Origin of the sequence: Nisaea nitritireducens (assembly GCF_014904795.1) — a bacterium.
Taxonomy (GTDB): domain Bacteria; phylum Pseudomonadota; class Alphaproteobacteria; order Thalassobaculales; family Thalassobaculaceae; genus Nisaea; species Nisaea nitritireducens.
Window position 1 is genome coordinate 17,108 of sequence record NZ_JACZFS010000014.1, and the last position, 19,425, is coordinate 36,532.

The window sequence follows — 19,425 nt, forward strand, 5'->3', positions numbered from 1 at the left end:
TAGCGCGCTTTGGCGCTCTCATCCAGAGGGGCACAATCTGGTGGCTTGCATGAGGCCGCAAGCTCGCCCATGATCGCCGGAAATTCAGGGGAGCTGCGAAAGCGGCTGAGAGGTTCCGGGAGGAACGACCCTAAACCTGATCCGGGTAATGCCGGCGTAGGAAGAACGCGATGATCACGCACAACCTTTTCCGCAACATCACCGATCTCGAACATCATGGTGATGGCCCATGAATGTGGTCCGCGGATTGATCATATTCGCCGGGATACTGGCCGTCTGGCAGCTCATTGTCAGTATCAGCGGCACGCCCGTTTACATCCTGCCCGGCCCGCTGCCCGTCGCAGAGGCCTGGATCCGGTCAGCGTCCCTGATCGCCCGCCACGGATCGATCACCTTGGCCGAAATTCTTCTCGGCCTTACCCTGGGAACCCTATTCGGCGGCACGACGGCGCTGATGTTGGCCTGGTCCGCCCGGATACGCCCATGGCTATTGCCTGTGCTGGTCATCAGCCAGGCGGTGCCGGTCTTCGCGCTTGCGCCGATCCTCGTCCTCTGGCTCGGCTACGGCATGGCGTCCAAGGTCGCCATGGCCGCGCTTATCATCTTCTTCCCGGTTACGGCTGCGATGTTTGACGGCCTGCGCCGGACCGATCCGCTCTTCATCGATTGCGCCCGTACGCTCGGAGCCAACCGTCTCGAGCTACTGCTGCATGTCCGCCTGCCGGCCGCCCTGCCCGCCTTTGCCTCCGGGCTGCGCGTGGCCACGGCCGTGGCACCCATCGGTGCGATTGTCGGCGAATGGGTCGGCTCCAGCGCCGGGCTTGGATACCTGATGCTGCATGCCAATGCCCGTCTGCAGATCGACGTCATGTTCGCCGCTCTCTTCACACTCTCGATCCTCGCCATCGCGCTCTATTACGGGATCGATTTCCTGCTCAGGGCGACCATGCCCTGGCAAGCCGGCGAAGCCCGGCCAACATTGCATACTGGAGGAAACTGAATGTTCACCCGGACCGCCGCGCTTCTCGCCGCGCTGATCGTCCTCGGCACAGCGCCGGCCAATGCAACAGACAAGCTGACCGTCCTTCTGGACTGGTTCGTCAACCCTGATCACGGCCCGCTGATCGTTGCCGACAAAAAAGGGTTCTTTGCCGATGAAGGCCTGGAAGTCGAATTGATCGCCCCGGCCGACCCGAACGATCCGCCGAAACTGGTTGCTGCGAAAAAGGCGGATATCGCCGTCTCCTATCAGCCGCAGCTCCACATCCAGGCGGCTGAAGGCCTGCCTCTGGTGCGCTTCGGCACGCTGGTCGCCACACCGCTGAACACACTCGTGGTCCTGAAGGACGGGCCGGTGAAATCCATCGCCGATCTGAAAGGCCGCAAGGTCGGGTTCTCCGTCGGCGGTTTTGAGGACGCCCTACTCGGCGCCATGCTGAAGAAACACGGACTGACGCTCTCTGATGTCGAGTTGATCAACGTGAACTTCTCGCTCTCACCCTCGATCATCTCGGGCCAGGTCGATGCCGTGATCGGCGCCTTCCGGAATTTCGAACTGAACCAGATGGATATCGTCGGCAAGCCGGGCCGGGCCTTCTTTGTCGAAGAGGAAGGCGTGCCGCCCTATGACGAGCTGATCTATGTCGCGCACAAGGATCGTCTCGACGATCCGCGCCTGAAGAAGTTCCTCTCCGCCGTGGAGCAAGCGACCCAATACATCGTCAACCACCCGGGCGATGCCTGGATGGCCTTTATCGATGGTCGCAAGGAGCTGGATGACGAGCTGAACAAGCGGGCCTGGCGCGATACCCTGCCCCGTTTCGCCCTGCGTCCGGCGGCCCTCGACCGTGGCCGCTACGAGCGCTTCGCCGCCTTCATGAAAGAGGCCGGCCTAGTCACTAAAGACGTGAAAACAGATGCTTACACGACAGAACTGAAGTAAGCGGCAGCGCCCCGCATGTCCCGGACGGACATGCGGGGCGGGCCGTTCATTAAGCGGCGGTCAAGTCGTCCGCGTACTTTCCACAAATCCCATATAGAGCTGCCGGGCCCGCTCAAACACAGGCCCCGGGGTCAAGGAGCGATCTTCAAACCGATTGATCGCCTGGATCTTCCCGTAATTTCCGCAGACCATGATTTCATCCGCCGCGTGGATGTCATCGGCGGTCAGGGTCACTTCCTCGACCGGCATGCCCTCTTCCCGCAACAAGCCGATCAACCGGCGCCGCGTGATGCCCGAGAGAAAGGTTCCGTTGGCAGCCGGTGTCCGCGCCACGCCGTTCTTCACGATCCAGATATTAGCCACCGAGAACTCGGCGACATTGCCATTTGGATCGAGCAGAAGAGCCAGATCGAAACCGCGATCCCGGGCTTCCTTCAACGCGCGTTGCCCATTCGGATAGAGACATCCCGCCTTGGCGTCTGTCGGCCCCTGATCGATCGCACACCGCCGGAAGGTGGACAGGCATGCGGAGCCGGCAACGGGATCGGGCAGCGCCGCCTCGAAGACAGCCAGCACGAATTCCGTATCGTCCCCCTCGGGCGCCACTCCCTGCCCCGTAGAGAAGAACATCGGCCGGATATAGTAATCCAGATCCTGCGGCAGCCTTTGCACCGCCTCCCGGCACAAGGCCTCGATTTCAGAAGGCTCAAGTCCAGGCGTCAGCAGCATGGCCTTTGCCGAGCGCACGACCCGCTGGCAATGCAGTTCGATGTCCGGCATCGCGCCTTTAATGGCGCGGGCACCGTCAAATACGCTGCTTGCCGACCAGAATCCGATCTGAAGCGGACCGGACAGCATGGGTTCGTTTGATAGCCATTCACCGCGATACCAGAATATTTGTTTCATTTGCAGATCTCCTCGCGCAACAAATTAGGACAGCAATATTGTCCTTTATGGCGAAACAGACCAGACAAACTTTGTCACGGTGACAATCCACAAGCCATGCTGACAGCCATTTGTCAGCCGATCAGGTATCCGTATCGGGTACGACGCTGGCAGCTATGGTCCCATCCAGCGCTTCATAATCTCCATACCCAATGTGCTCGTAGATATCTTTCCGGGACATCAGGCGATCGAGGAAGCCTTCCTGCCCGCCATGCTCCGCCAGATGCTGATAGAGCGCACGGACAATCCCGGCTTCGGCCCTGAGGGATGTCACGGGCCAGATCACCATGCTGAAACCCCACTCCTGGAATTGCTCAGCTGTGAAATACGGCGTCTTGCCGAACTCCGTCATATTCGCCAGCAGCGGAACGTCGAGCGCTTCGGAAAAGGCTCTGAAATGCGCTTCTTCAGTAAGCGCTTCCGGGAAGATTGCATCAGCACCGGCAGCGACATACGCCTTGGCCCGGGCGATTGCAGCATCGAGCCCCTCGGACGCCATGGCATCCGTCCGGGCAATAATCCGCAGATGACTGCGAGCCTTGCGAGCGGCAGCAATCTTTGCGCTCATGGAAGTTGTGTCGTTCAGCAGTTTGTCCGACAGATGACCGCATTTTTTCGGCAGCATCTGATCCTCAAGCTGAACGGCGGCGGCGCCCGCCTCTTCCAGCTCTCTGCAAAGCCGCATCACATTCAGTGCTTCGCCGTATCCGGTATCGCCATCGACAATCAGAGGAAGTTGTGAGGCACGCACGATGATACGGACCTGATGGACCAGCTCCTCCATCGTCATCATGCCGAGATCGGGAAGCGCCAGGCTCGCGGAGAGCGCCCCACCCGAAAGATAGAGCGATTCGAACCCTGTATCGCGCGCAATGACAGCGGAAAGGGCGTCATGCGCACCAGGGATCCGTACAATTTCCCGCCGGTCCCAAAGCGCTGCCAGCCGATCGCCCGCCGGAGACCCGACCTGTTTTTGCAGGAGCCATGCCATATTTTTTCTTCCCTCTTCCGCACCGTCTTACCAGGCGTTTCATTCGTTAATTTCGCGCTTCAGAGATTGCACTCAGCCGCGTCCTCGTGTCATTGCATTGTCATCACTATATTGACAATTCTGGCGTGCTGTCGGATTGGTTCTTGGTACACCAGATCGCTGTCTGCGGACTGAAAAACGAATCTGGTCGGATAAACGCGAGGGAGACGCGTCGATGAGGCACATCTTAGGTCTGGGGGCGAGCCTTGCCGCTTTCTGGATGCTGTTGTCCGGATCGATCAGTCTCGACAACAAGCTGGTCCTCGGATTCGGTATCGCGTCCGTCGTCCTGACATTGTTTCTCGCAATCCGTATGGACCGACTTGACGGTTTCCCGGTTCACATCCGTTTGAGCCCGAAACTGATCCAGTATTGGATCTGGCTCGCCAAGGAGATCGGCAAGGCGAATATCGACGTCGCGAAGATCGTCCTCTCTCCGAACATGAAAATTTCGCCGCGCATGGTGCGGGTGAAAGCAAGCCAGCAAACCGATGTCGGCATTGCCACATTCGCCAATTCCATCACGCTGACACCGGGCACGGTGTCCGTCGATATCGACGATGATGAGATCCTGGTGCATGCGATCACCGAGGACATGGCAACGGGGCTGATCGAAAGCGATATGGATGAACGGGTTACGGCCATGGAGTTGAAGTACCGATGATGTTTGCCGCGGCCGCCGCCGGCCTGATCATTCCGATGCTGATGGCGCTGGCTCGCGGCCTCATCGGGCCGACCCTTTACGATCGGGTGCTTGCCGGAAACAGCTTCGGCACCAAGACGGTCCTGCTGATCGCTGTGCTCGGCTTTATCGGTGGCCGACCGGATTTTCTGGACATCGCCCTGCTCTACGCCCTGATGAATTTCATCGGCACTATCGCGATCCTTAAATTCTTCCGCTACAGGAACCTCGGTGTCGCCGACAGTGCTGATATCAGGAACGGGGCCGACGGGAAGAACGGGGGGGCCGTCTGATGGAAATGATCATCGATCTGGCCTCCTGGGCATTCATCCTGGCCGGTGTGTTCTTCATCTTTACGGGTACACTCGGCATGCTCCGGCTGCCGGACTTCTACACCCGGCTGCATGCCGCTGGCATCACCGATACGCTTGGCACCGAGCTGCTGCTCATCGCCATGATGCTGCAGGCCGGCTGGTCCATCGTGACCGTAAAACTGCTGATGATTTCTCTCTTCATCTTCTTCACCAGCCCGACCGCAACACATGCATTGGCCAACGCGGCCAATGCCGTCGGCCTGCGGCCGTTCGGAGTGCCGGAAGCCGACCTCCGGCCGAAAACGACGGAGAAAGCATGATGGAATCCGGCATCATCAATATCCTCGTCGATATATCCTTGATGACCTTGCTCGGCATCACCGCGATAGGCATCGTGCGGTCCCGCAATCTCTTCGCGACAGCAATGCTTTCCGGTATCTACAGCCTGATATCTGCGGCCGTCTTCGTGACCCTTGATGCCGTCGATGTCGCCTTCACCGAAGCGGCCGTTGGCGCGGGCATCTCGACGGTGCTGATGCTGGGGGCGATGACCCTCACCCGGCGCAGTGAGAAACACGCGATCAAGCTGCATATCGGCCCGCTTTTCGTTACGATCGGCATCGGCGCCGCGCTGATTTACGGCACAGTCGATATGCCGCCCTTCGGCTCGACCGACGCACCCGGCTTCCAGCATATTGTGCCGGAATACATCGCCGGCTCCCGGGATGACATCCAGGTTCCGAACATCGTCACCTCCATCCTGGCCAGCTATCGTGGTTTCGATACGCTGGGGGAGACCGCCGTGATCTTTGCGGCCGGTATCGGCGTGCTGTTCCTGCTTGGACGCCGCCGCGAGGATGAAGAGGCCGACGAGAGCTCCAACAGCGGCAAGGGAGAGGATGCATGAGACATCATCTGATCCTGCGCGTGGTCTCCAAACTGCTGATCCCGTTTATCCTGCTCTACGCACTGTATGTTCAGTTCCACGGCGACTTCGGACCTGGCGGCGGCTTTCAGGCCGGTGTCATCTTCGCTGCGGCTTTTGTTCTCTACGCCCTGATTTTCGGCGTCCAGGCTGCGCGTAGAGCTTTCCCGGATAGCTGGCTCGCGATCCTGATCCCGCTCGGCGTCCTGATCTTTGCCGGTACCGGCATCGCATCGCTCCTGCTCGGCGGCACTTTCCTCGACTATGACGTTCTGGCATCCACGCCGACCGGTGGACAGCATCTCGGCATTCTCGTCGTCGAATTCGGCGTCGGCGTGACAGTGACAGCCGTGATGATCGCGATCTTCTTTGCCTATGCGGGCCGGACCCATGAAATTCAGGATGACGACTGGTAAGCCATGCTTGAGCTGTTCCTAGACAAATATAACTACTGGATCGTCGTCGTCCTGATGATGATCGGGCTTTATATCGTCATCGCCCGCGGCAATCTGGTGAAGAAGATAGTCGGTCTCAACGTGTTCCAGACCTCTGTCTTCATGTTCTACATCTCGCTCGGCAAGGCCGAAGGAGGCACCGCGCCGATCCTGACAGGCAAGCCGGAACTGTTCTCCAATCCGCTGCCGCACGTCCTGATCCTGACGGCCATTGTCGTCGGCATTGCAACAACGGCGCTTGGCCTCGCCCTGGTTGTGCGGATACGCGAGAGCTACGACACGATTGAGGAAGACGAGTTGGAAGGCATGGATAATGCCGTCGTCACGACCGAACGTGCGCGACTAGGCACGGGGGATGCAGCCTGATGATCGCCGTCGACCATTTGCCGGTTCTGCAGGTAGTCGGTCCGCTGATCGCGGCCCCCATCTGCAGCCTGCTCCGGGCCCGGAACCTGGCCTGGTTTTTCACCCTGCTCGTCAGTATTGGCGCTTTCCTCTGCAGCATCTACCTGCTGAACACGGTGCTGGAAACCGGTCCGATCAGTTATGCGATCGGCGGCTGGGCAGCACCGCTTGGCATCGAATACCGGGTCGATGCGAGCAACGGATTTGTGCTGCTGATCATTTCCGGCATTTCCTCCGTTGTACTGCCGTTTGCCAAGCGCAGCTTCGAGCTGGAAGTCCCTGAAAACCAACACTCTCTTCTCTATACAGCGTATATCCTTTGCCTGACCGGACTGCTCGGCATCACAGCCACAGCGGATGCCTTCAACGTCTTCGTCTTTCTGGAAGTTTCGTCGCTTTCGACCTATGTGCTGGTCGCCGCGGGGGCAAAACAGGATCGCCGCGCGCTGACCGCCGCCTACAATTATCTGATCCTCGGCACCATAGGCGCGACCTTCTTCGTTATCGGCGTCGGCCTGCTCTACATGGCGACGGGTACGCTGAACATGGCGGACCTCGCCGCCCGGGTCGGTCCGATAGGCGGCTCCCGTACGCTGGATGTCGGATTTGCCTTTATTGTCATCGGGCTCGCCCTGAAGCTTGCGCTGTTCCCACTGCACAACTGGCTGCCCAACGCCTATACTTACGCGCCGAGCGCGGTCACCGCCTTTCTGGCGGCAACGGCGACCAAGGCGGCGGTTTATCTGCTGCTGCGCTTTTGCTTCACCATCTTCGGCTCCGGCTCGGGCTTTCTGGCGCCCATGGTTGGGCTGGTCTGCATGCCACTGGCGCTGGCCGGCATGTTCGCCGGCTCTCTGGCGGCGATCTATCAGTATAATCTGAAGCGGATGCTGGCTTATTCGAGTGTGGCCCAGATTGGCTACATGGTACTGGGCATCAGTTTCCTCAGCATCACCGGCCTGATGGCCACAACCCTGCACCTGTTCAATCACGCCTTGATGAAAGGCGCCCTGTTCATGGCGCTCGGCTGTGTCTTCTTCCGAGTCCGGTCGGTCAATATCAACGATCTGTCCGGGATCGCCCGGCAGATGCCCTGGACCATGGCAGCATTCGTAATCAGTGGCCTCAGCCTGATCGGCGTGCCTCTGACGGTCGGCTTCATCAGCAAATGGTATCTGATCTCCGCAGCGCTGGAGCAGGAAGCCTGGGTGCTCATCGCCCTGATCCTCGCCAGCTCCCTGCTTGCAGTGATCTATATCTGGCGGGTTATCGAAGTGGCGTATCTGAAAGACCCGATCCCGGGCCGGACCGTGACGGAAGCACCACTCTCCATGCTGCTCCCGACCTGGGCGCTGGTAATTGCCAATATCTACTTCGGTGTTGATGCAAGCCTGACGACGCGGGTTGCCCGGATGGCGGCCGAAGGTCTCGTGGGAGTGGCACAATGAGTATGGAAACCGCCCTCCTCGCAACCCTGTTCCTGCCGCTCGCCGGCATGGTGCTTATCTGGCTGACCGGGAATTCGCCGAACCTGCGCGAAGGCGTGACACTGGTGACCGCCGTCGCGCTCTTCGCGATCGTGCTCTCTCTGCTCGATGCGGTTATGGCGGGCGCAAGTCCGGGTCTGACCCTGCTCGAGGTCATGCCGGGTCTGGAGCTGGCTTTCAAGATCGAGCCGCTGGGCATGCTGTTCGCCTGCATCGCTTCGGGTCTCTGGATCATCAACTCGCTTTATTCCATCGGCTATATGCGCGGTAACGGCGAGAAGAAGCAGACCCGCTTCTACATGTGTTTCACACTGGCGATCTCCAGTGCCATGGGCATCGCCTTCGCCGGGAACATGTTCACGCTCTTCATCTTCTACGAAGTGCTGACCCTGTCGACCTACCCGCTGGTCGCCCACAAGGAGACCGAGGAAGCCAAGCGCGGTGCACGGATCTACCTCGGCATCCTGATCGGCACCTCCATCGGCCTGCAGCTTGCAGCCGTAATCTGGACCTGGATCGCCGCCGGCACACTCGACTTCACCAAGGGCGGCATCCTCGCCGATCAGATCGAGCCGGTGCTGCTGCCGTTCCTTCTGGCGCTCTACATGTTCGGTATCGGCAAGGCGGCCCTGATGCCGTTCCATCGCTGGCTTCCGGCCGCCATGGTCGCGCCGACCCCCGTGAGCGCGCTGTTGCATGCGGTTGCCGTCGTGAAGGCCGGTGTGTTCACCGTGTTGAAAGTGGTGGTCTATATCTTCGGCATCGACCTGCTGACCCAGACCGGGGCGGCTCACTGGCTGATCTGGGTTGCCTCGTTCACCGTTCTGGCAGCCTCCCTTGTCGCCATGACCAAGGACAACCTGAAAGCCCGGCTGGCCTATTCAACCATCAGCCAGCTCGGCTACATCGTGCTCGGCGCGGCGCTGGCCAATCACTATGCGATCCTCGGTGGAGCCCTGCATATCGCCACACACGCCTTCGGCAAGATCACCCTCTTCATGTGCGCCGGCGCTATCTATGTCGCGACCCACAAGACCGAGATCAGCGACATGCAGGGACTTGGGCGCGTCATGCCCTTTACCTTCGGCGCTTTCTGTATAGGCGCACTGTCGATCATCGGCTTGCCGCCTTTCGCCGGAACCTGGAGCAAATGGTATCTCGCGCTCGGCGCTGCGGAGACCGGCATGATCGTTGTCGTCGCGGTCTACATGGTCAGCTCGCTGCTCAATATCGCCTACCTGATGCCGATCGTGGCGCGCGGCTTTTTCCGGCCCTCTCCCGCGCTCGCGACGGCATCGGCAGGCGCTGCTGTCGCCCCAGCGAAAGGCGGGATCCAAGAAGCACCGTTCTTCTGCGTGCTGCCGCCCTGCCTGACGGCTGCTGGCTGTCTCGTCCTGTTCTTCTACGCCGACGCGATCATCGCGTTGCTGCGCCCGATCGTTGAGTGAGGCTGCTGCCATGAGTGCGGATCCACAGACCCCCGAGCACCATCCGAAACATGACGAGGAACCGCGTTGGCTCGACGATCAACGCAACGTCAACAAGATCATTGTCGCAGTCGTCGTTGTCTGCGCTCTGCTTTTCGCGGCGGACGGCTTCTATCACAAGCATCCGCACTTCGAGGCTGAATCGTGGTTCGGGTTCTATGCGATCTACGGCTTCGTTATGTGTGTCGGCCTTGTTCTGGCAGCGAAGTTGATGCGGGTATTCCTGATGCGGGACGAAGACTATTATGACCATGATCGTTGATCTGTTTTTCCCGCTCAGCCCCGGACTGCTGCTGATTCTCGGCGGACTGCTGGTCCCGTTTCTCAGTCACAGCATCGGCCGGGTCTATGTGCTCCTGCTTCCCGCCGTCCTGCTGGCATATCTGATCGCCCTTCCGGACGGGAACCACGGCGCTGTCTCGATGCTCGGATACGAGCTCGAACTGCTCCGACTGGACAGCCTGTCCCGGATTTTCGCGACGATTTTCCTGATCGCCTCGCTGCTCGGTAATATCTATGCATGGCATGAGCCAGACCCGGTGCAGAGAACCGCTGCGCAGATCTATGCCGGCAGCGCCGTCGCCGCAGCCCTCACCGGCGATTTGATATCCCTGTTCGTCTTCTGGGAGCTGACAGCCGTTTCGTCCGTGTTCCTGATCTGGGCCAGCGGAACCGAAAGCGCGTATCGCGCCGGCATGCGCTATCTGATTATCCAAGTCGGCTCCGGCGTTATTCTACTCGCAGGCCTGATCGTGCACGTAACGGCGACCGGCTCCATCGCGTTCGATCATTTCGGCCTCGATGCGCCCGGCGCATGGCTCATCCTGTTGGCCTTCGGCATCAAATGCGCCTTTCCTTTGCTGCATAACTGGCTGCAGGACGCCTATTCCGAAGCAACCGTAACCGGCACGGTGGTGCTTTCCGCATTCACCACCAAACTCGCCGTCTATACGCTCGCGCGCGGTTTTGCCGGCACGGAAATGCTGATCTGGATCGGCGCGGCAATGACCATGTTCCCGATCTTCTATGCGGTCATTGAAAACGATCTGCGGCGCGTCCTGGCCTACAGCCTGAACAACCAGCTCGGCTTTATGGTGGTTGGCGTTGGTGTTGGAACGGAACTCGCGCTGAACGGCACTGCCGCCCACGCCTTCTGCCACATCCTCTACAAGGCGCTGTTGTTCATGTCGATGGGGGCGGTTCTGTTCCGGACCGGCACCTGCAAGGGCTCCGAGTTGGGTGGGCTCTACAAATCGATGCCCTGGACAATGGGATTCTGCGTCGTCGGTGCCGCTTCGATTTCCGCCTTCCCGCTGTTCTCCGGCTTTGTCTCGAAATCCCTGATCATGTCGGCCTCCGCCAACGAGGGTTACTGGTTCGTCTGGGCCGTGCTGCTCTTTGCATCGGCAGGCGTGTTCCACCATTCCGGCATCAAGATCCCCTACTTTGCCTTCTTCGCGCATGACAGTGGCCGCCGGCCTAAGGAAGCGCCGCTGAACATGCTGATTGCCATGGGGATCGCCGCCGCCTTCTGCATTGGCATCGGTGTCTGGCCGGCGCCGCTTTACGCGCTGCTGCCATTCGACGTCGACTACGTGCCCTACACGACCGCACACGTGATAACCCAGCTTCAACTGCTGATGTTCTCTGCGCTGGCCTTCACCGTGCTGATGCGCACCGGCATCTATCCCCCGGAACTTAAGTCGACCAATCTCGATTTCGACTGGGTCTACAGACGCTTTCTTCCTCGTGTTATGGGACGTCTGGGTGGCGCTATCGACATCATCTATCTGGGCGTTACCGACAATGCGAAATCCGTCATAAGAGCCGCAATGTCCGCGTCTGTTACAGTCTTTGCCCCGGGCGGTCTTTCCGGCCGTATCAGCAGCGTCGGCAACGCGGCGGCCATCGTCGCCTTCCTCCTGCTCGTGGCATTGATTGTCAGCTACTCGGCTGTCTGATTTTCCGATCAGGTTTGACGGCGCACCGTTCCGGATCGATCCCTCACGGCCTGGCCGGTCTGGAACGGGGGCCGGAAAGATGATAATGGCAACACTGCGGGTTAATTCCCCTCTCAAGAAAGGTTCACCGCCATGGACATGACTGGCGAATATCTCGTCCCGGCGCCGAAGCAGGCGGTCTGGGAAGCGCTGAACGACCCCGAAATACTCAAGCAGTGCATCCCCGGCTGCGAAGAGGTCAACAAGACCTCGGATACGGGTTTCGATGCCAAGGTTTCGGCCAAGGTCGGCCCGGTGAAAGCGAAATTCGCCGGTGCGGTAACCCTGTCCGACATCGATCCGCCGAACGGCTACACGATCAGTGGCGAAGGCAAGGGCGGCGCGGCCGGTTTTGCCAAGGGCGGCGCAAAGGTCGCGCTTTCCGAAGCCGAGGGCGGAACGCTGCTGAAGTATGAAGTGAATGCTCAGGTCGGCGGCAAACTTGCGCAGATCGGCGCACGCCTGATCGACTCTACCGCAAAGAAAATGGCGAACGATTTCTTCAAGACCTTCAGCGAAGTCGTCGGTGCGGCATCCGGCGCGACTGAAATTCCGGCCGCCGAAACTGCGGCGCCGACTGCTCCTGACCACGGAAAGGAAAAAGCGATGAGTAACAATGGTGTTCCTGCCGAAAACGAGTATCACAGCCTGCACTGGATGGCGATCCTGACCGCTGGCCTCGCCGTCGCGAGCCTCGTCTGGTTCGCAATGCAGGGTCTCGACTTCTAGTCTGACAGGAATAACCGCCGGTCAAATTCCGGACGGAGAGAAACGGCGCGAGTTCGAAATTCGCGCCGTTTTTTTGTGCCCGAATTTCACGATCGAGCATGAAGTATCTGCTCAATTTGCAGACAGACAGGTTTCCCCAGTCCCTGATTTCAGTGCTTCTCCTATCCTCGCTTGACCTTGGACCGAACGGCGGAGAGACTGATCCGCGAAGTCGAAATATCCAATCATTCGACACAGTCGGAACCTTGAAGTTCAGGAGCCGGCAAACGGCGCCTTGAAGAGATAACTGGGAGAGAGCCTATGGCAACCGTATCCATGACGGTGAACGGGAAGTCTGTCAGCGGTGAAGTCGAGCCGCGCACCCTTCTCGTTCAATTCATCCGCGAACAGCTCCACCTGACCGGAACCCATGTAGGCTGTGATACCAGCCAGTGTGGTGCCTGTGTCGTGCATGTGAACGGCGATTCAGTCAAAAGCTGCACCATGCTTGCGGTTCAGGCGGATGGCTCCGATGTCACAACCATCGAAGGTCTCGCCAACGGCGACACGCTGCACCCGATGCAGGAAGCCTTCCGCGACAATCATGGCCTGCAGTGCGGTTTCTGCACCCCCGGCATGGTGATGAGCGCTGTCGATCTGCTGAAGAAGAATCCGAAGCCGAGCGAAGGCGAGATCCGTGAATGGCTGGAAGGCAACATCTGTCGCTGCACCGGCTACCACAACATCGTCAAAGCCGTTCAGCAGGCGGCCCAGGCATAAAGAGAACACGCATAAAACGCTCCAAAAGACAGGCAGAACAACTGCCATGCGAAACGGGAGGATAGAATGCCGGACGGAACCACGGGTACGGGCATAGGCGCGGCCGTAAAACGCGTTGAGGACTTCAGATTTCTGACAGGCAAGGGCAACTACACGGACGATATCAATCGCCCGGGTCAGTCCTACGCCTACATCCTGCGCAGCCCGCATGCGCATGCGAAGATCACCTCGATCGACAGCTCTGCGGCCAAGGCTGCAGCGGGCGTGTTGGCCGTCTTCACGGGTGAGGACATGCAGGTCGGCTCCCTGCCCTGCGGCTGGCAGATCCATTCCAAGGACGGCTCACCAATGCTTGAGCCGGAACATCCGCCGCTCGCCAAGGGCAAGGTCCGCTATGTCGGCGATCAGGTCGCCGTCGTGATTGCAGACACCTACAGCCAGGCGAAAGATGCGGCGGAGAGCATCGTCGTCAACTACGAGGTCCTGCCTGCTGCCGTTAGCATGTCCGACGCCCTGACCGACAAGTCTCTGGTGCATGACGATATCGGCTCAAATCTCTGTTTTGATTGGGAAATAGGCGACGAGGCCGCAGTCGACGAGGCCATGTCCAAAGCCGCGCATATCACCAAGATCGATCTGGTGAATAACCGCCTGGTCCCGAATGCGATGGAGCCCCGCGCCGCAGTCGGCGAATTCGACGCCGCGACCGGCGAATACACGCTCTACACCACCAGTCAGAACCCGCACGTCATCCGTCTGCTGATGGGCGCCTTCGTGCTGTCCATTCCCGAGCACAAGCTCAGAGTGGTGGCACCGGATGTCGGCGGCGGTTTCGGCTCCAAGATCTATCATTATGCCGAAGAAGCCATCGTCACCTGGGCGGCGCCGAAAATCGGTCGCCCAATCAAATGGGTAGCCGACCGCAGCGAGGCCTTTATCTCTGATGCGCATGGCCGGGACCAGATCAACCACGCCGAGCTCGCATTGGACGCCAACGGCAAGTTCCTCGCACTGAAGGTTCAGACCCAGGCCAATATGGGTGCCTATCTCTCGACCTTCGCGCCCTGTGTGCCGACTTATCTCTCCGCCACCCTGCTTGCCGGCACCTACACAACGCCGGCGATCCACGCCAACGTGAAGGCAATCTTCACCAACACCGTGCCGGTAGACGCCTACCGCGGTGCAGGCCGTCCGGAATCGACCTACCTGATCGAGCGTATCGTCGATCAGGCAGCGCGTGAGACCGGGATCGACAAGGTGGAAATCCGCCGCCGGAACTTCATCCCGGCCGATGCCTTCCCCTACCAGACACCGGTGGCCCTACAATATGACAGCGGTGACTATGAAGCGACCCTGTCCTCCGCCACCAAGATTGCCGATGTTGCCGGTTTTGCCGCCCGAAAGGCGGAAGCCGCGAGCCGGGGCAAGCTCCGGGGCATGGGGTATTCGACATATCTTGAGGCTTGCGGCATCGCGCCGTCGGCCGTTGTCGGCTCTCTCGGGGCTCGTGCAGGCCTTTACGAGTCCGCCGAGGTCCGGGTGCACCCGACAGGCTCCGTGACGGTCTTCACCGGTACACACAGCCATGGTCAGGGGCACGAGACGACCTTTGCGCAGCTTGTCTCCGACCGGCTTGGTCTGCCGATGGAGAATATCGAGATCAGTCACGGCGACACCAACAAGGTGCAGTTCGGCATGGGAACCTACGGGTCCCGTTCCCTCGCCGTTGGTGGCGAGGCGCTGATCCGGGCCGTAGACAAGATCATCGACAAGGCAAAAAAAATCGCGGCCCATGTGCTCGAGGCTTCAGCCGACGATATCGAGTTCAAGGACGGCAATTTCACCGTCGCCGGCACTGACCGCTCCATGGCTTTCGGCGAAGTCGCGCTCACGGCGTATGTGCCTCATAACTTCCCGCACGACGAGCTGGAGCCGGGCCTCGACGAAAAAGCCTTCTACGATCCAGCCAACTTCACCTACCCCGGCGGCTGTCATATCTGCGAGGTCGAGATCGATCCGGAGACCGGCGTTACCGAGGTGATCAAGTTCACCGCAGTGGACGATGTAGGGCGGGTGATCAATCCGATGATCGTCGAGGGTCAGGTGCATGGCGGCGTCGCCCAGGGGATCGGGCAGGCACTTCTGGAATATGCCGCGTATGACGATAGCGGGCAGCTCGTGACCGGTTCCTTTATGGACTACACGATGCCGCGCGCCGACAATTTCCCCAAATTCGATGTGACAACGGAAGGCACGCTCTGCACCCACAACACGCTTGGTGTTAAAGGTGTTGGAGAAGTCGGGGCCATTGGCTCTCCGCCCGCTGTCATCAATGCGGTTATCGATGCGCTCTGGGACCGAGGTGTACGGGACATGAGCATGCCGGCAACGCCGGAAAAGGTATGGTCGGCCCTGCAGGCCGCCGAGTAAGCGAAAGCCAGGAAGGAAGACTCAAAAGATGTACGAGTTCGAACATCATAAACCGGCCAGCGTCGCGGATGCGGCGAGTGCCATGAAAGGTGCGGATGATGGAAAGCTGCTCGCCGGCGGCCAGACCATGATCCCGACATTGAAGCAGCGCCTTGCCAGCCCGTCCGATCTGGTCGATCTCGGCGGCATTGCCGAGCTGAAGGGGATTTCAGTCAGTGGAGGCACCGTCACAATCGGCGCCATGACAAACCATGCGGCGGTCGCCGCTTCCGCCGATATCAAATCCGCCCTGCCCGCGCTTGCTGAGCTCGCCGACCATATCGGCGATGCACAGGTGCGGAACCGCGGCACCATCGGCGGATCGGTCGCGAACAACGATCCGGCGGCAGATTATCCGGCAGCTTGCCTCGCGCTCGGTGCAACGATCCACACCAGCCAGCGTGACATTGCGGCAGACGATTTCTTCACAGGTCTGTTCGAGACGGCCCTTGAGGAAGACGAGATCATAACCAAGATCTCCTTCCCGGTCGCGAACAAGGCTGCCTATGTGAAGTTCCCGAACCCGGCTTCACGCTATGCACTGGTCGGCGTATTCGTCGCCGACGGTCCGGCCGGCACCCGCGTTGCCGTTACCGGCGCCGGTCAGGATGGCGTGTTCCGTGTTCCGGAGATGGAAAGCGCTCTGTCCGGCAACTTCTCCGCCGACGCGATTGCAAATGTGAAGGTTTCAGCCGACAACCTGAACGCCGACATCCATGCAAGTGCCGACTATCGTGCTCATCTGATCACCGTTATGGCGAAACGGGCCGTCGCGAAGATCTGATAGGGCTTGCATCAAATTACTGGAAAGCCCCCGGTCGCATTGTGCCGGGGGCTTTTCTATTCTGAAATCAGGAAGCCGGCCGGGTGCGCCGGTCATTGTAGCTGGATATCGCGCTGCTGATCTGGCCGACGAGGTCGCTGGTCTGCTCGCTCGGGAAAAAGGCCTCAAGGATCGCACGGGCAAGCGGCTTCAGCAGCTCGACATCGTCCGGAGCGGCTTTGTCCGGTTCTGCCGCAATCCGGCTCGACAGCTTGTGCAGCGATTTGCAGAGCTGGGACACAGGCTCGTACTTGGTGTTCTCTAGCCGCTGAACCGCTTCCCCGCTCATTGACGCCAGACGATCTAGATTTTTCGTCAGCTCGCCGTCGAACTCACCGACACCGAATTCCGGCAAAATAAGATCGACAAGGAAGGAAATCTGGAAGCCGATACGGCGCAGCTTTTCTTCTGTGATCTCGGTATTGCTCTTTGCAATCTGCTCTCTGATGCCCGCCGCATCGACTTTCTCGCCATCCTGACGCATGCGCAGGGTATTCGGCGGCTCGAATGTCGGAATGTCGCTCTTCCGGCTCGGGTCACGGCGCCGTTCGGGACCGACATAATCGCTGGTCACGATGAAAGGTTTGCGATCCGTGATCATCTTCTGGATACGCTCGAGTAGCTGCCCTGTTGAATAGGGAGCAACTATCAGGTCATCGACACCGCAATTTATCGCAGCGCGAATTGAATCGGGATCATTGGCCCAGGTCGTCATGATCGTAACGACAAAAGGGTTTTCACCGAGATCGCCGCTCCGGATCTCTTTCACGGTCTTGATCGCGGCGCCTTCATCCAAAGCATGATCGGCAACGATCAGATCCGGAATTCCGGATACAGTCCAACGGCGCAGCTCTTCATCGGACCTGATCCACTCGGTCTCGTGATAGCCGATGCTCATCAGCTCCGAGCGGACCGGAAGCAGGACTTGCCGGTTCTTACCACAGAGAGCGATACGAATTCGCCCCAGGTCCGCCTTTGCCGCATCATTGCTCATGGACTACCTAATCGGCACAGTGCCGCACTGAGTTGCCACCCGCTGATTCCGGAATATTGAGCGGAAATCAGTTCGAATTACCGTGCATTTGTGTACCCGATGGTGCGTTCACGTCAAACTTTACCGAAAACACCCCAGAAATTCGCCAATTAAATCAATCTGCTTATCCAGCATGTGGCGACCAAACTGAACGGTGCAGCCGTTCTTCAAAGCTGATTCGAGCAGCCGTGTCCGCTCCGGGATCATGATGATTTCTGCCACCAGCAAGTCAGGCAGAAGAAACTTGGCATCGATCGGGAGCGGGTCATCGTCATGCAGTCCGGCCGACGTGGTGTTGACCACGATCTCGCAACCGTCCGGCTCCGCTGCGCCGACCGAAATCGGGACGTCCGGATACGCGGCTGAAACAGCCGCCGCAAGTTCTTCAGCCTTTACCCGTGTCCGGTTGTGGATCACGAGCCTGGAGACGCCGGCATCGGCAAGGGCGAAAGCAATCGCCCGCCCGGCCCCTCCGGCCCCCAGTTGCAGCACGGAACGCCCGGTAACCTCATGTCCCTCGGCGCGCATGCCGGCAACAAAACCCGCACCGTCGAAATTGTCGCCGATCATCCGGCGTTGCTCATCAAAGCGAACGGCATTGACGGCCCCGACGAGGCGGCCCTGCCGGCCGACCTCGTCACAGAGCTCCATGATCGTGAGTTTGTGCGGAACGGTGACCGCCAGCCCGCCGAAATTGGGCTGTGCCTTCAATCCATCCAGCACAGTCTCCAACCGGTCGGACGGGGCATGCACGGGCACCATGACGGCGTCCGTGCCTTTTGCCTCGAACAACGGGTTGAAGACCATCGGCGCCCGTACATGGGCGATAGGGTCGGCAATGACGCCGAAAACGCGCGTCGTACCGGTGATATTGAGTGTTGCGGACATGCGGACTAGAACTTCACCATGTCGCCGCCCTTGAGCGCCAGCATCTCGCGAGCTTCCGCCGGCGTGGCAACCTCAAGCGAGAGATCCTCGACAATACGCCGGATCTTGGCCACCTGATCGGCATTGCTCTCGGCCAGCTTGCCCTTGGAAATGAACAGGCTGTCCTCGAGCCCGACACGGACGTTCCCGCCGAGCATGGCCGCCATGGTGCAGAAATTCATCTGGTGACGGCCGGCTGCCAGCACGGACCATTCGTAATCGTCGCCGAACAGCTTGTTGGCGATCCGGCGCATATGCATGAGGTTTTCCTCATCCGCACCGATTCCCCCCAAAATACCGAAGATCGTCTGCACGAAGAACGGCGGCTTCACCAAGCCGCGGTCCGCGAAATGCGCCAGCGTATAAAGATGGCCGACATCGTAGCATTCGAACTCGAAGCGCACGCCATGGCCCTCGCCGAGTTCTTTCAGAATGTACTCGATGTCCTTGAATGTGTTCCGGAAAATGAAATCACGCGAGTTCTCGAGGAACTGCGGCTCCCAAGGGTGCTGGAAGTCCTTCATCTTGTCGAGGATCGGGAACAGTCCGAAATTCATCGAGCCCATATTGAGAGAAGTCATCTCCGGGCTCGCCCTGAATGCAGCCGCGAGGCGCTCTTCCAGGCTCATGCCGTGTCCGCCGCCCGTGGTGATGTTCACGACTGCGTCGCAGGACTGTTTGATCCGCGGCAGGAACTTCATGAACATGTCCGGATCCGGCGTCGGGCTGCCGTCTTCGGGATTACGGGCGTGAAGGTGCAGGATAGATGCCCCGGCTTCCGCCGCCGCAATCGCGTCAGTCGCAATCTCGTCCGGCGTGATCGGCAGATGCGGGCTCATCGTCGGTGTATGAATAGAGCCTGTGACCGCGCAGGAGATGATCACTTTCTTACTAGCCGGCGCCATTGCTTCCTCCAGATTTTTTTCAATTCCATTAACTGCTTGGAAGCTACTCCCGGCACTGGCTGTTTAAAAGGGCCTGTCGGGAAAAAATAATTTATTAGCGGCAATCGC

Annotated in this window: 21 protein-coding genes and 1 riboswitch; of the genes, 16 read left to right on the forward strand and 5 right to left on the reverse strand. The window is 59.5% G+C overall.

Features of this window, described 5'->3' with window-relative positions; translation table 11 throughout:
* Positions 1–76: 76 nt before the first annotated feature.
* Positions 77–180: riboswitch (TPP riboswitch) on the forward strand.
* Between the two features lie 49 nt (positions 181–229).
* Complete coding sequence (locus tag IG629_RS04945) at positions 230–1,000, forward strand: ABC transporter permease (protein ID WP_193170874.1); 771 nt, start codon at positions 230–232, stop codon at positions 998–1,000.
* Positions 1,001–1,942 (forward strand): ABC transporter substrate-binding protein, encoded by a 942-nt coding sequence (locus IG629_RS04950; protein WP_193170875.1) that lies wholly within the window; start codon positions 1,001–1,003, stop codon positions 1,940–1,942.
* Between the two features lie 60 nt (positions 1,943–2,002).
* Here IG629_RS04950 and IG629_RS04955 read toward each other — a convergent pair whose 3' ends face one another.
* Entirely contained in the window at positions 2,003–2,848 is an 846-nt protein-coding gene (locus IG629_RS04955) for a branched-chain amino acid aminotransferase (protein WP_193170876.1), read from the reverse strand.
* A gap of 121 nt (positions 2,849–2,969) precedes the next feature.
* Positions 2,970–3,878, reverse strand: a complete 909-nt coding sequence (prpB, locus tag IG629_RS04960) for a methylisocitrate lyase (RefSeq protein WP_193170877.1) — start codon at positions 3,876–3,878, stop codon at positions 2,970–2,972.
* A gap of 214 nt (positions 3,879–4,092) precedes the next feature.
* Between prpB and IG629_RS04965 the strand changes: the two genes are divergently transcribed.
* The 14 genes from IG629_RS04965 to IG629_RS05030 all read left to right on the forward strand — a co-directional run bounded on the left by IG629_RS04965 (position 4,093) and on the right by IG629_RS05030 (position 16,413).
* Complete coding sequence (locus IG629_RS04965; RefSeq protein ID WP_193170878.1) at positions 4,093–4,581, forward strand: Na+/H+ antiporter subunit E; 489 nt, start codon at positions 4,093–4,095, stop codon at positions 4,579–4,581.
* Positions 4,578–4,892 carry a monovalent cation/H+ antiporter complex subunit F gene (locus IG629_RS04970; protein ID WP_226886464.1) on the forward strand — a complete coding sequence of 105 codons (315 nt, stop codon included), beginning with the start codon at positions 4,578–4,580 and terminating at the stop codon, positions 4,890–4,892. The genes IG629_RS04965 and IG629_RS04970 overlap by 4 nt, the downstream gene beginning before the upstream one ends.
* The gene (gene mnhG, locus IG629_RS04975; RefSeq protein WP_193170879.1) at positions 4,892–5,233 is read left to right on the forward strand and encodes a monovalent cation/H(+) antiporter subunit G; all 342 of its coding nucleotides are present in this window, start codon (positions 4,892–4,894) and stop codon (positions 5,231–5,233) included. The genes IG629_RS04970 and mnhG overlap by 1 nt, the downstream gene beginning before the upstream one ends.
* A complete protein-coding gene (locus tag IG629_RS04980) occupies positions 5,230–5,820 on the forward strand; it encodes a DUF4040 domain-containing protein (RefSeq protein ID WP_226886465.1) in 591 nt (196 codons plus the stop codon). Before mnhG ends, IG629_RS04980 begins: the two co-directional genes overlap by 4 nt.
* On the forward strand, positions 5,817–6,254 hold the full coding sequence (locus tag IG629_RS04985; RefSeq protein WP_193170880.1) for a Na(+)/H(+) antiporter subunit B: 438 nt from the start codon (positions 5,817–5,819) through the stop codon (positions 6,252–6,254). Before IG629_RS04980 ends, IG629_RS04985 begins: the two co-directional genes overlap by 4 nt.
* Before the next feature lie 3 nt (positions 6,255–6,257).
* Entirely contained in the window at positions 6,258–6,659 is a 402-nt protein-coding gene (locus IG629_RS04990) for a cation:proton antiporter subunit C (protein WP_036553184.1), read from the forward strand.
* Entirely contained in the window at positions 6,659–8,146 is a 1,488-nt protein-coding gene (locus IG629_RS04995; protein WP_193170881.1) for a monovalent cation/H+ antiporter subunit D family protein, read from the forward strand. Before IG629_RS04990 ends, IG629_RS04995 begins: the two co-directional genes overlap by 1 nt.
* On the forward strand, positions 8,143–9,633 hold the full coding sequence (locus tag IG629_RS05000) for a monovalent cation/H+ antiporter subunit D family protein (RefSeq protein WP_193170882.1): 1,491 nt from the start codon (positions 8,143–8,145) through the stop codon (positions 9,631–9,633). The genes IG629_RS04995 and IG629_RS05000 overlap by 4 nt, the downstream gene beginning before the upstream one ends.
* Before the next feature lie 10 nt (positions 9,634–9,643).
* A complete protein-coding gene (locus IG629_RS05005; protein WP_028465178.1) occupies positions 9,644–9,934 on the forward strand; it encodes a hypothetical protein in 291 nt (96 codons plus the stop codon).
* Complete coding sequence (locus IG629_RS05010; RefSeq protein WP_226886466.1) at positions 9,918–11,633, forward strand: Na(+)/H(+) antiporter subunit D; 1,716 nt, start codon at positions 9,918–9,920, stop codon at positions 11,631–11,633. The genes IG629_RS05005 and IG629_RS05010 overlap by 17 nt, the downstream gene beginning before the upstream one ends.
* A gap of 132 nt (positions 11,634–11,765) precedes the next feature.
* The gene (locus IG629_RS05015) at positions 11,766–12,401 is read left to right on the forward strand and encodes an SRPBCC family protein (protein ID WP_028465180.1); all 636 of its coding nucleotides are present in this window, start codon (positions 11,766–11,768) and stop codon (positions 12,399–12,401) included.
* Positions 12,402–12,701: 300 nt separating this feature from the next.
* On the forward strand, positions 12,702–13,160 hold the full coding sequence (locus tag IG629_RS05020) for a (2Fe-2S)-binding protein (protein ID WP_028465181.1): 459 nt from the start codon (positions 12,702–12,704) through the stop codon (positions 13,158–13,160).
* A 66-nt stretch (positions 13,161–13,226) separates the two neighbouring features.
* Entirely contained in the window at positions 13,227–15,590 is a 2,364-nt protein-coding gene (locus IG629_RS05025; protein ID WP_193170883.1) for a xanthine dehydrogenase family protein molybdopterin-binding subunit, read from the forward strand.
* A 28-nt stretch (positions 15,591–15,618) separates the two neighbouring features.
* The gene (locus IG629_RS05030) at positions 15,619–16,413 is read left to right on the forward strand and encodes an FAD binding domain-containing protein (RefSeq protein WP_193170884.1); all 795 of its coding nucleotides are present in this window, start codon (positions 15,619–15,621) and stop codon (positions 16,411–16,413) included.
* 67 nt (positions 16,414–16,480) lie between these two features.
* Here the strand turns inward: IG629_RS05030 and IG629_RS05035 are convergent, their stop codons facing one another.
* From IG629_RS05035 to IG629_RS05045, 3 genes are all read right to left on the reverse strand, one after another.
* Positions 16,481–17,446 carry a response regulator gene (locus IG629_RS05035; protein ID WP_193170885.1) on the reverse strand — a complete coding sequence of 322 codons (966 nt, stop codon included), beginning with the start codon at positions 17,444–17,446 and terminating at the stop codon, positions 16,481–16,483.
* Between the two features lie 120 nt (positions 17,447–17,566).
* The gene (locus IG629_RS05040) at positions 17,567–18,373 is read right to left on the reverse strand and encodes a shikimate dehydrogenase family protein (protein WP_193170886.1); all 807 of its coding nucleotides are present in this window, start codon (positions 18,371–18,373) and stop codon (positions 17,567–17,569) included.
* 5 nt (positions 18,374–18,378) lie between these two features.
* Positions 18,379–19,317 (reverse strand): BKACE family enzyme, encoded by a 939-nt coding sequence (locus IG629_RS05045; RefSeq protein ID WP_028465185.1) that lies wholly within the window; start codon positions 19,315–19,317, stop codon positions 18,379–18,381.
* Positions 19,318–19,425 lie beyond the last annotated feature (108 nt).

Bases quoted from the DNA above. Each gene is read 5' to 3' on its own strand.
- IG629_RS04990 (WP_036553184.1), top strand. From the start codon at position 6,258: ATGCTTGAGCTGTTCCTAGACAAATATAACTACTGGATCGTCGTCGTC.
- IG629_RS04980 (WP_226886465.1), top strand. From the start codon at position 5,230: ATGATGGAATCCGGCATCATCAATATCCTCGTCGATATATCCTTGATG.
- IG629_RS04995 (WP_193170881.1), top strand. From the start codon at position 6,659: ATGATCGCCGTCGACCATTTGCCGGTTCTGCAGGTAGTCGGTCCGCTG.
- IG629_RS05010 (WP_226886466.1), top strand. From the start codon at position 9,918: ATGACCATGATCGTTGATCTGTTTTTCCCGCTCAGCCCCGGACTGCTG.
- IG629_RS04970 (WP_226886464.1), top strand. From the start codon at position 4,578: ATGATGTTTGCCGCGGCCGCCGCCGGCCTGATCATTCCGATGCTGATG.
- mnhG (WP_193170879.1), top strand. From the start codon at position 4,892: ATGGAAATGATCATCGATCTGGCCTCCTGGGCATTCATCCTGGCCGGT.
- IG629_RS05015 (WP_028465180.1), top strand. From the start codon at position 11,766: ATGGACATGACTGGCGAATATCTCGTCCCGGCGCCGAAGCAGGCGGTC.
- IG629_RS05020 (WP_028465181.1), top strand. From the start codon at position 12,702: ATGGCAACCGTATCCATGACGGTGAACGGGAAGTCTGTCAGCGGTGAA.
- IG629_RS05000 (WP_193170882.1), top strand. From the start codon at position 8,143: ATGAGTATGGAAACCGCCCTCCTCGCAACCCTGTTCCTGCCGCTCGCC.
- IG629_RS04965 (WP_193170878.1), top strand. From the start codon at position 4,093: ATGAGGCACATCTTAGGTCTGGGGGCGAGCCTTGCCGCTTTCTGGATG.
- IG629_RS05045 (WP_028465185.1), bottom strand. From the start codon at position 19,317: ATGGCGCCGGCTAGTAAGAAAGTGATCATCTCCTGCGCGGTCACAGGC.
- IG629_RS04945 (WP_193170874.1), top strand. From the start codon at position 230: ATGAATGTGGTCCGCGGATTGATCATATTCGCCGGGATACTGGCCGTC.
- IG629_RS04955 (WP_193170876.1), bottom strand. From the start codon at position 2,848: ATGAAACAAATATTCTGGTATCGCGGTGAATGGCTATCAAACGAACCC.
- IG629_RS05040 (WP_193170886.1), bottom strand. From the start codon at position 18,373: ATGTCCGCAACACTCAATATCACCGGTACGACGCGCGTTTTCGGCGTC.
- IG629_RS05035 (WP_193170885.1), bottom strand. From the start codon at position 17,446: ATGAGCAATGATGCGGCAAAGGCGGACCTGGGGCGAATTCGTATCGCT.
- IG629_RS05030 (WP_193170884.1), top strand. From the start codon at position 15,619: ATGTACGAGTTCGAACATCATAAACCGGCCAGCGTCGCGGATGCGGCG.
- IG629_RS05025 (WP_193170883.1), top strand. From the start codon at position 13,227: ATGCCGGACGGAACCACGGGTACGGGCATAGGCGCGGCCGTAAAACGC.
- IG629_RS05005 (WP_028465178.1), top strand. From the start codon at position 9,644: ATGAGTGCGGATCCACAGACCCCCGAGCACCATCCGAAACATGACGAG.
- IG629_RS04950 (WP_193170875.1), top strand. From the start codon at position 1,001: ATGTTCACCCGGACCGCCGCGCTTCTCGCCGCGCTGATCGTCCTCGGC.
- prpB (WP_193170877.1), bottom strand. From the start codon at position 3,878: ATGGCATGGCTCCTGCAAAAACAGGTCGGGTCTCCGGCGGGCGATCGG.
- IG629_RS04985 (WP_193170880.1), top strand. From the start codon at position 5,817: ATGAGACATCATCTGATCCTGCGCGTGGTCTCCAAACTGCTGATCCCG.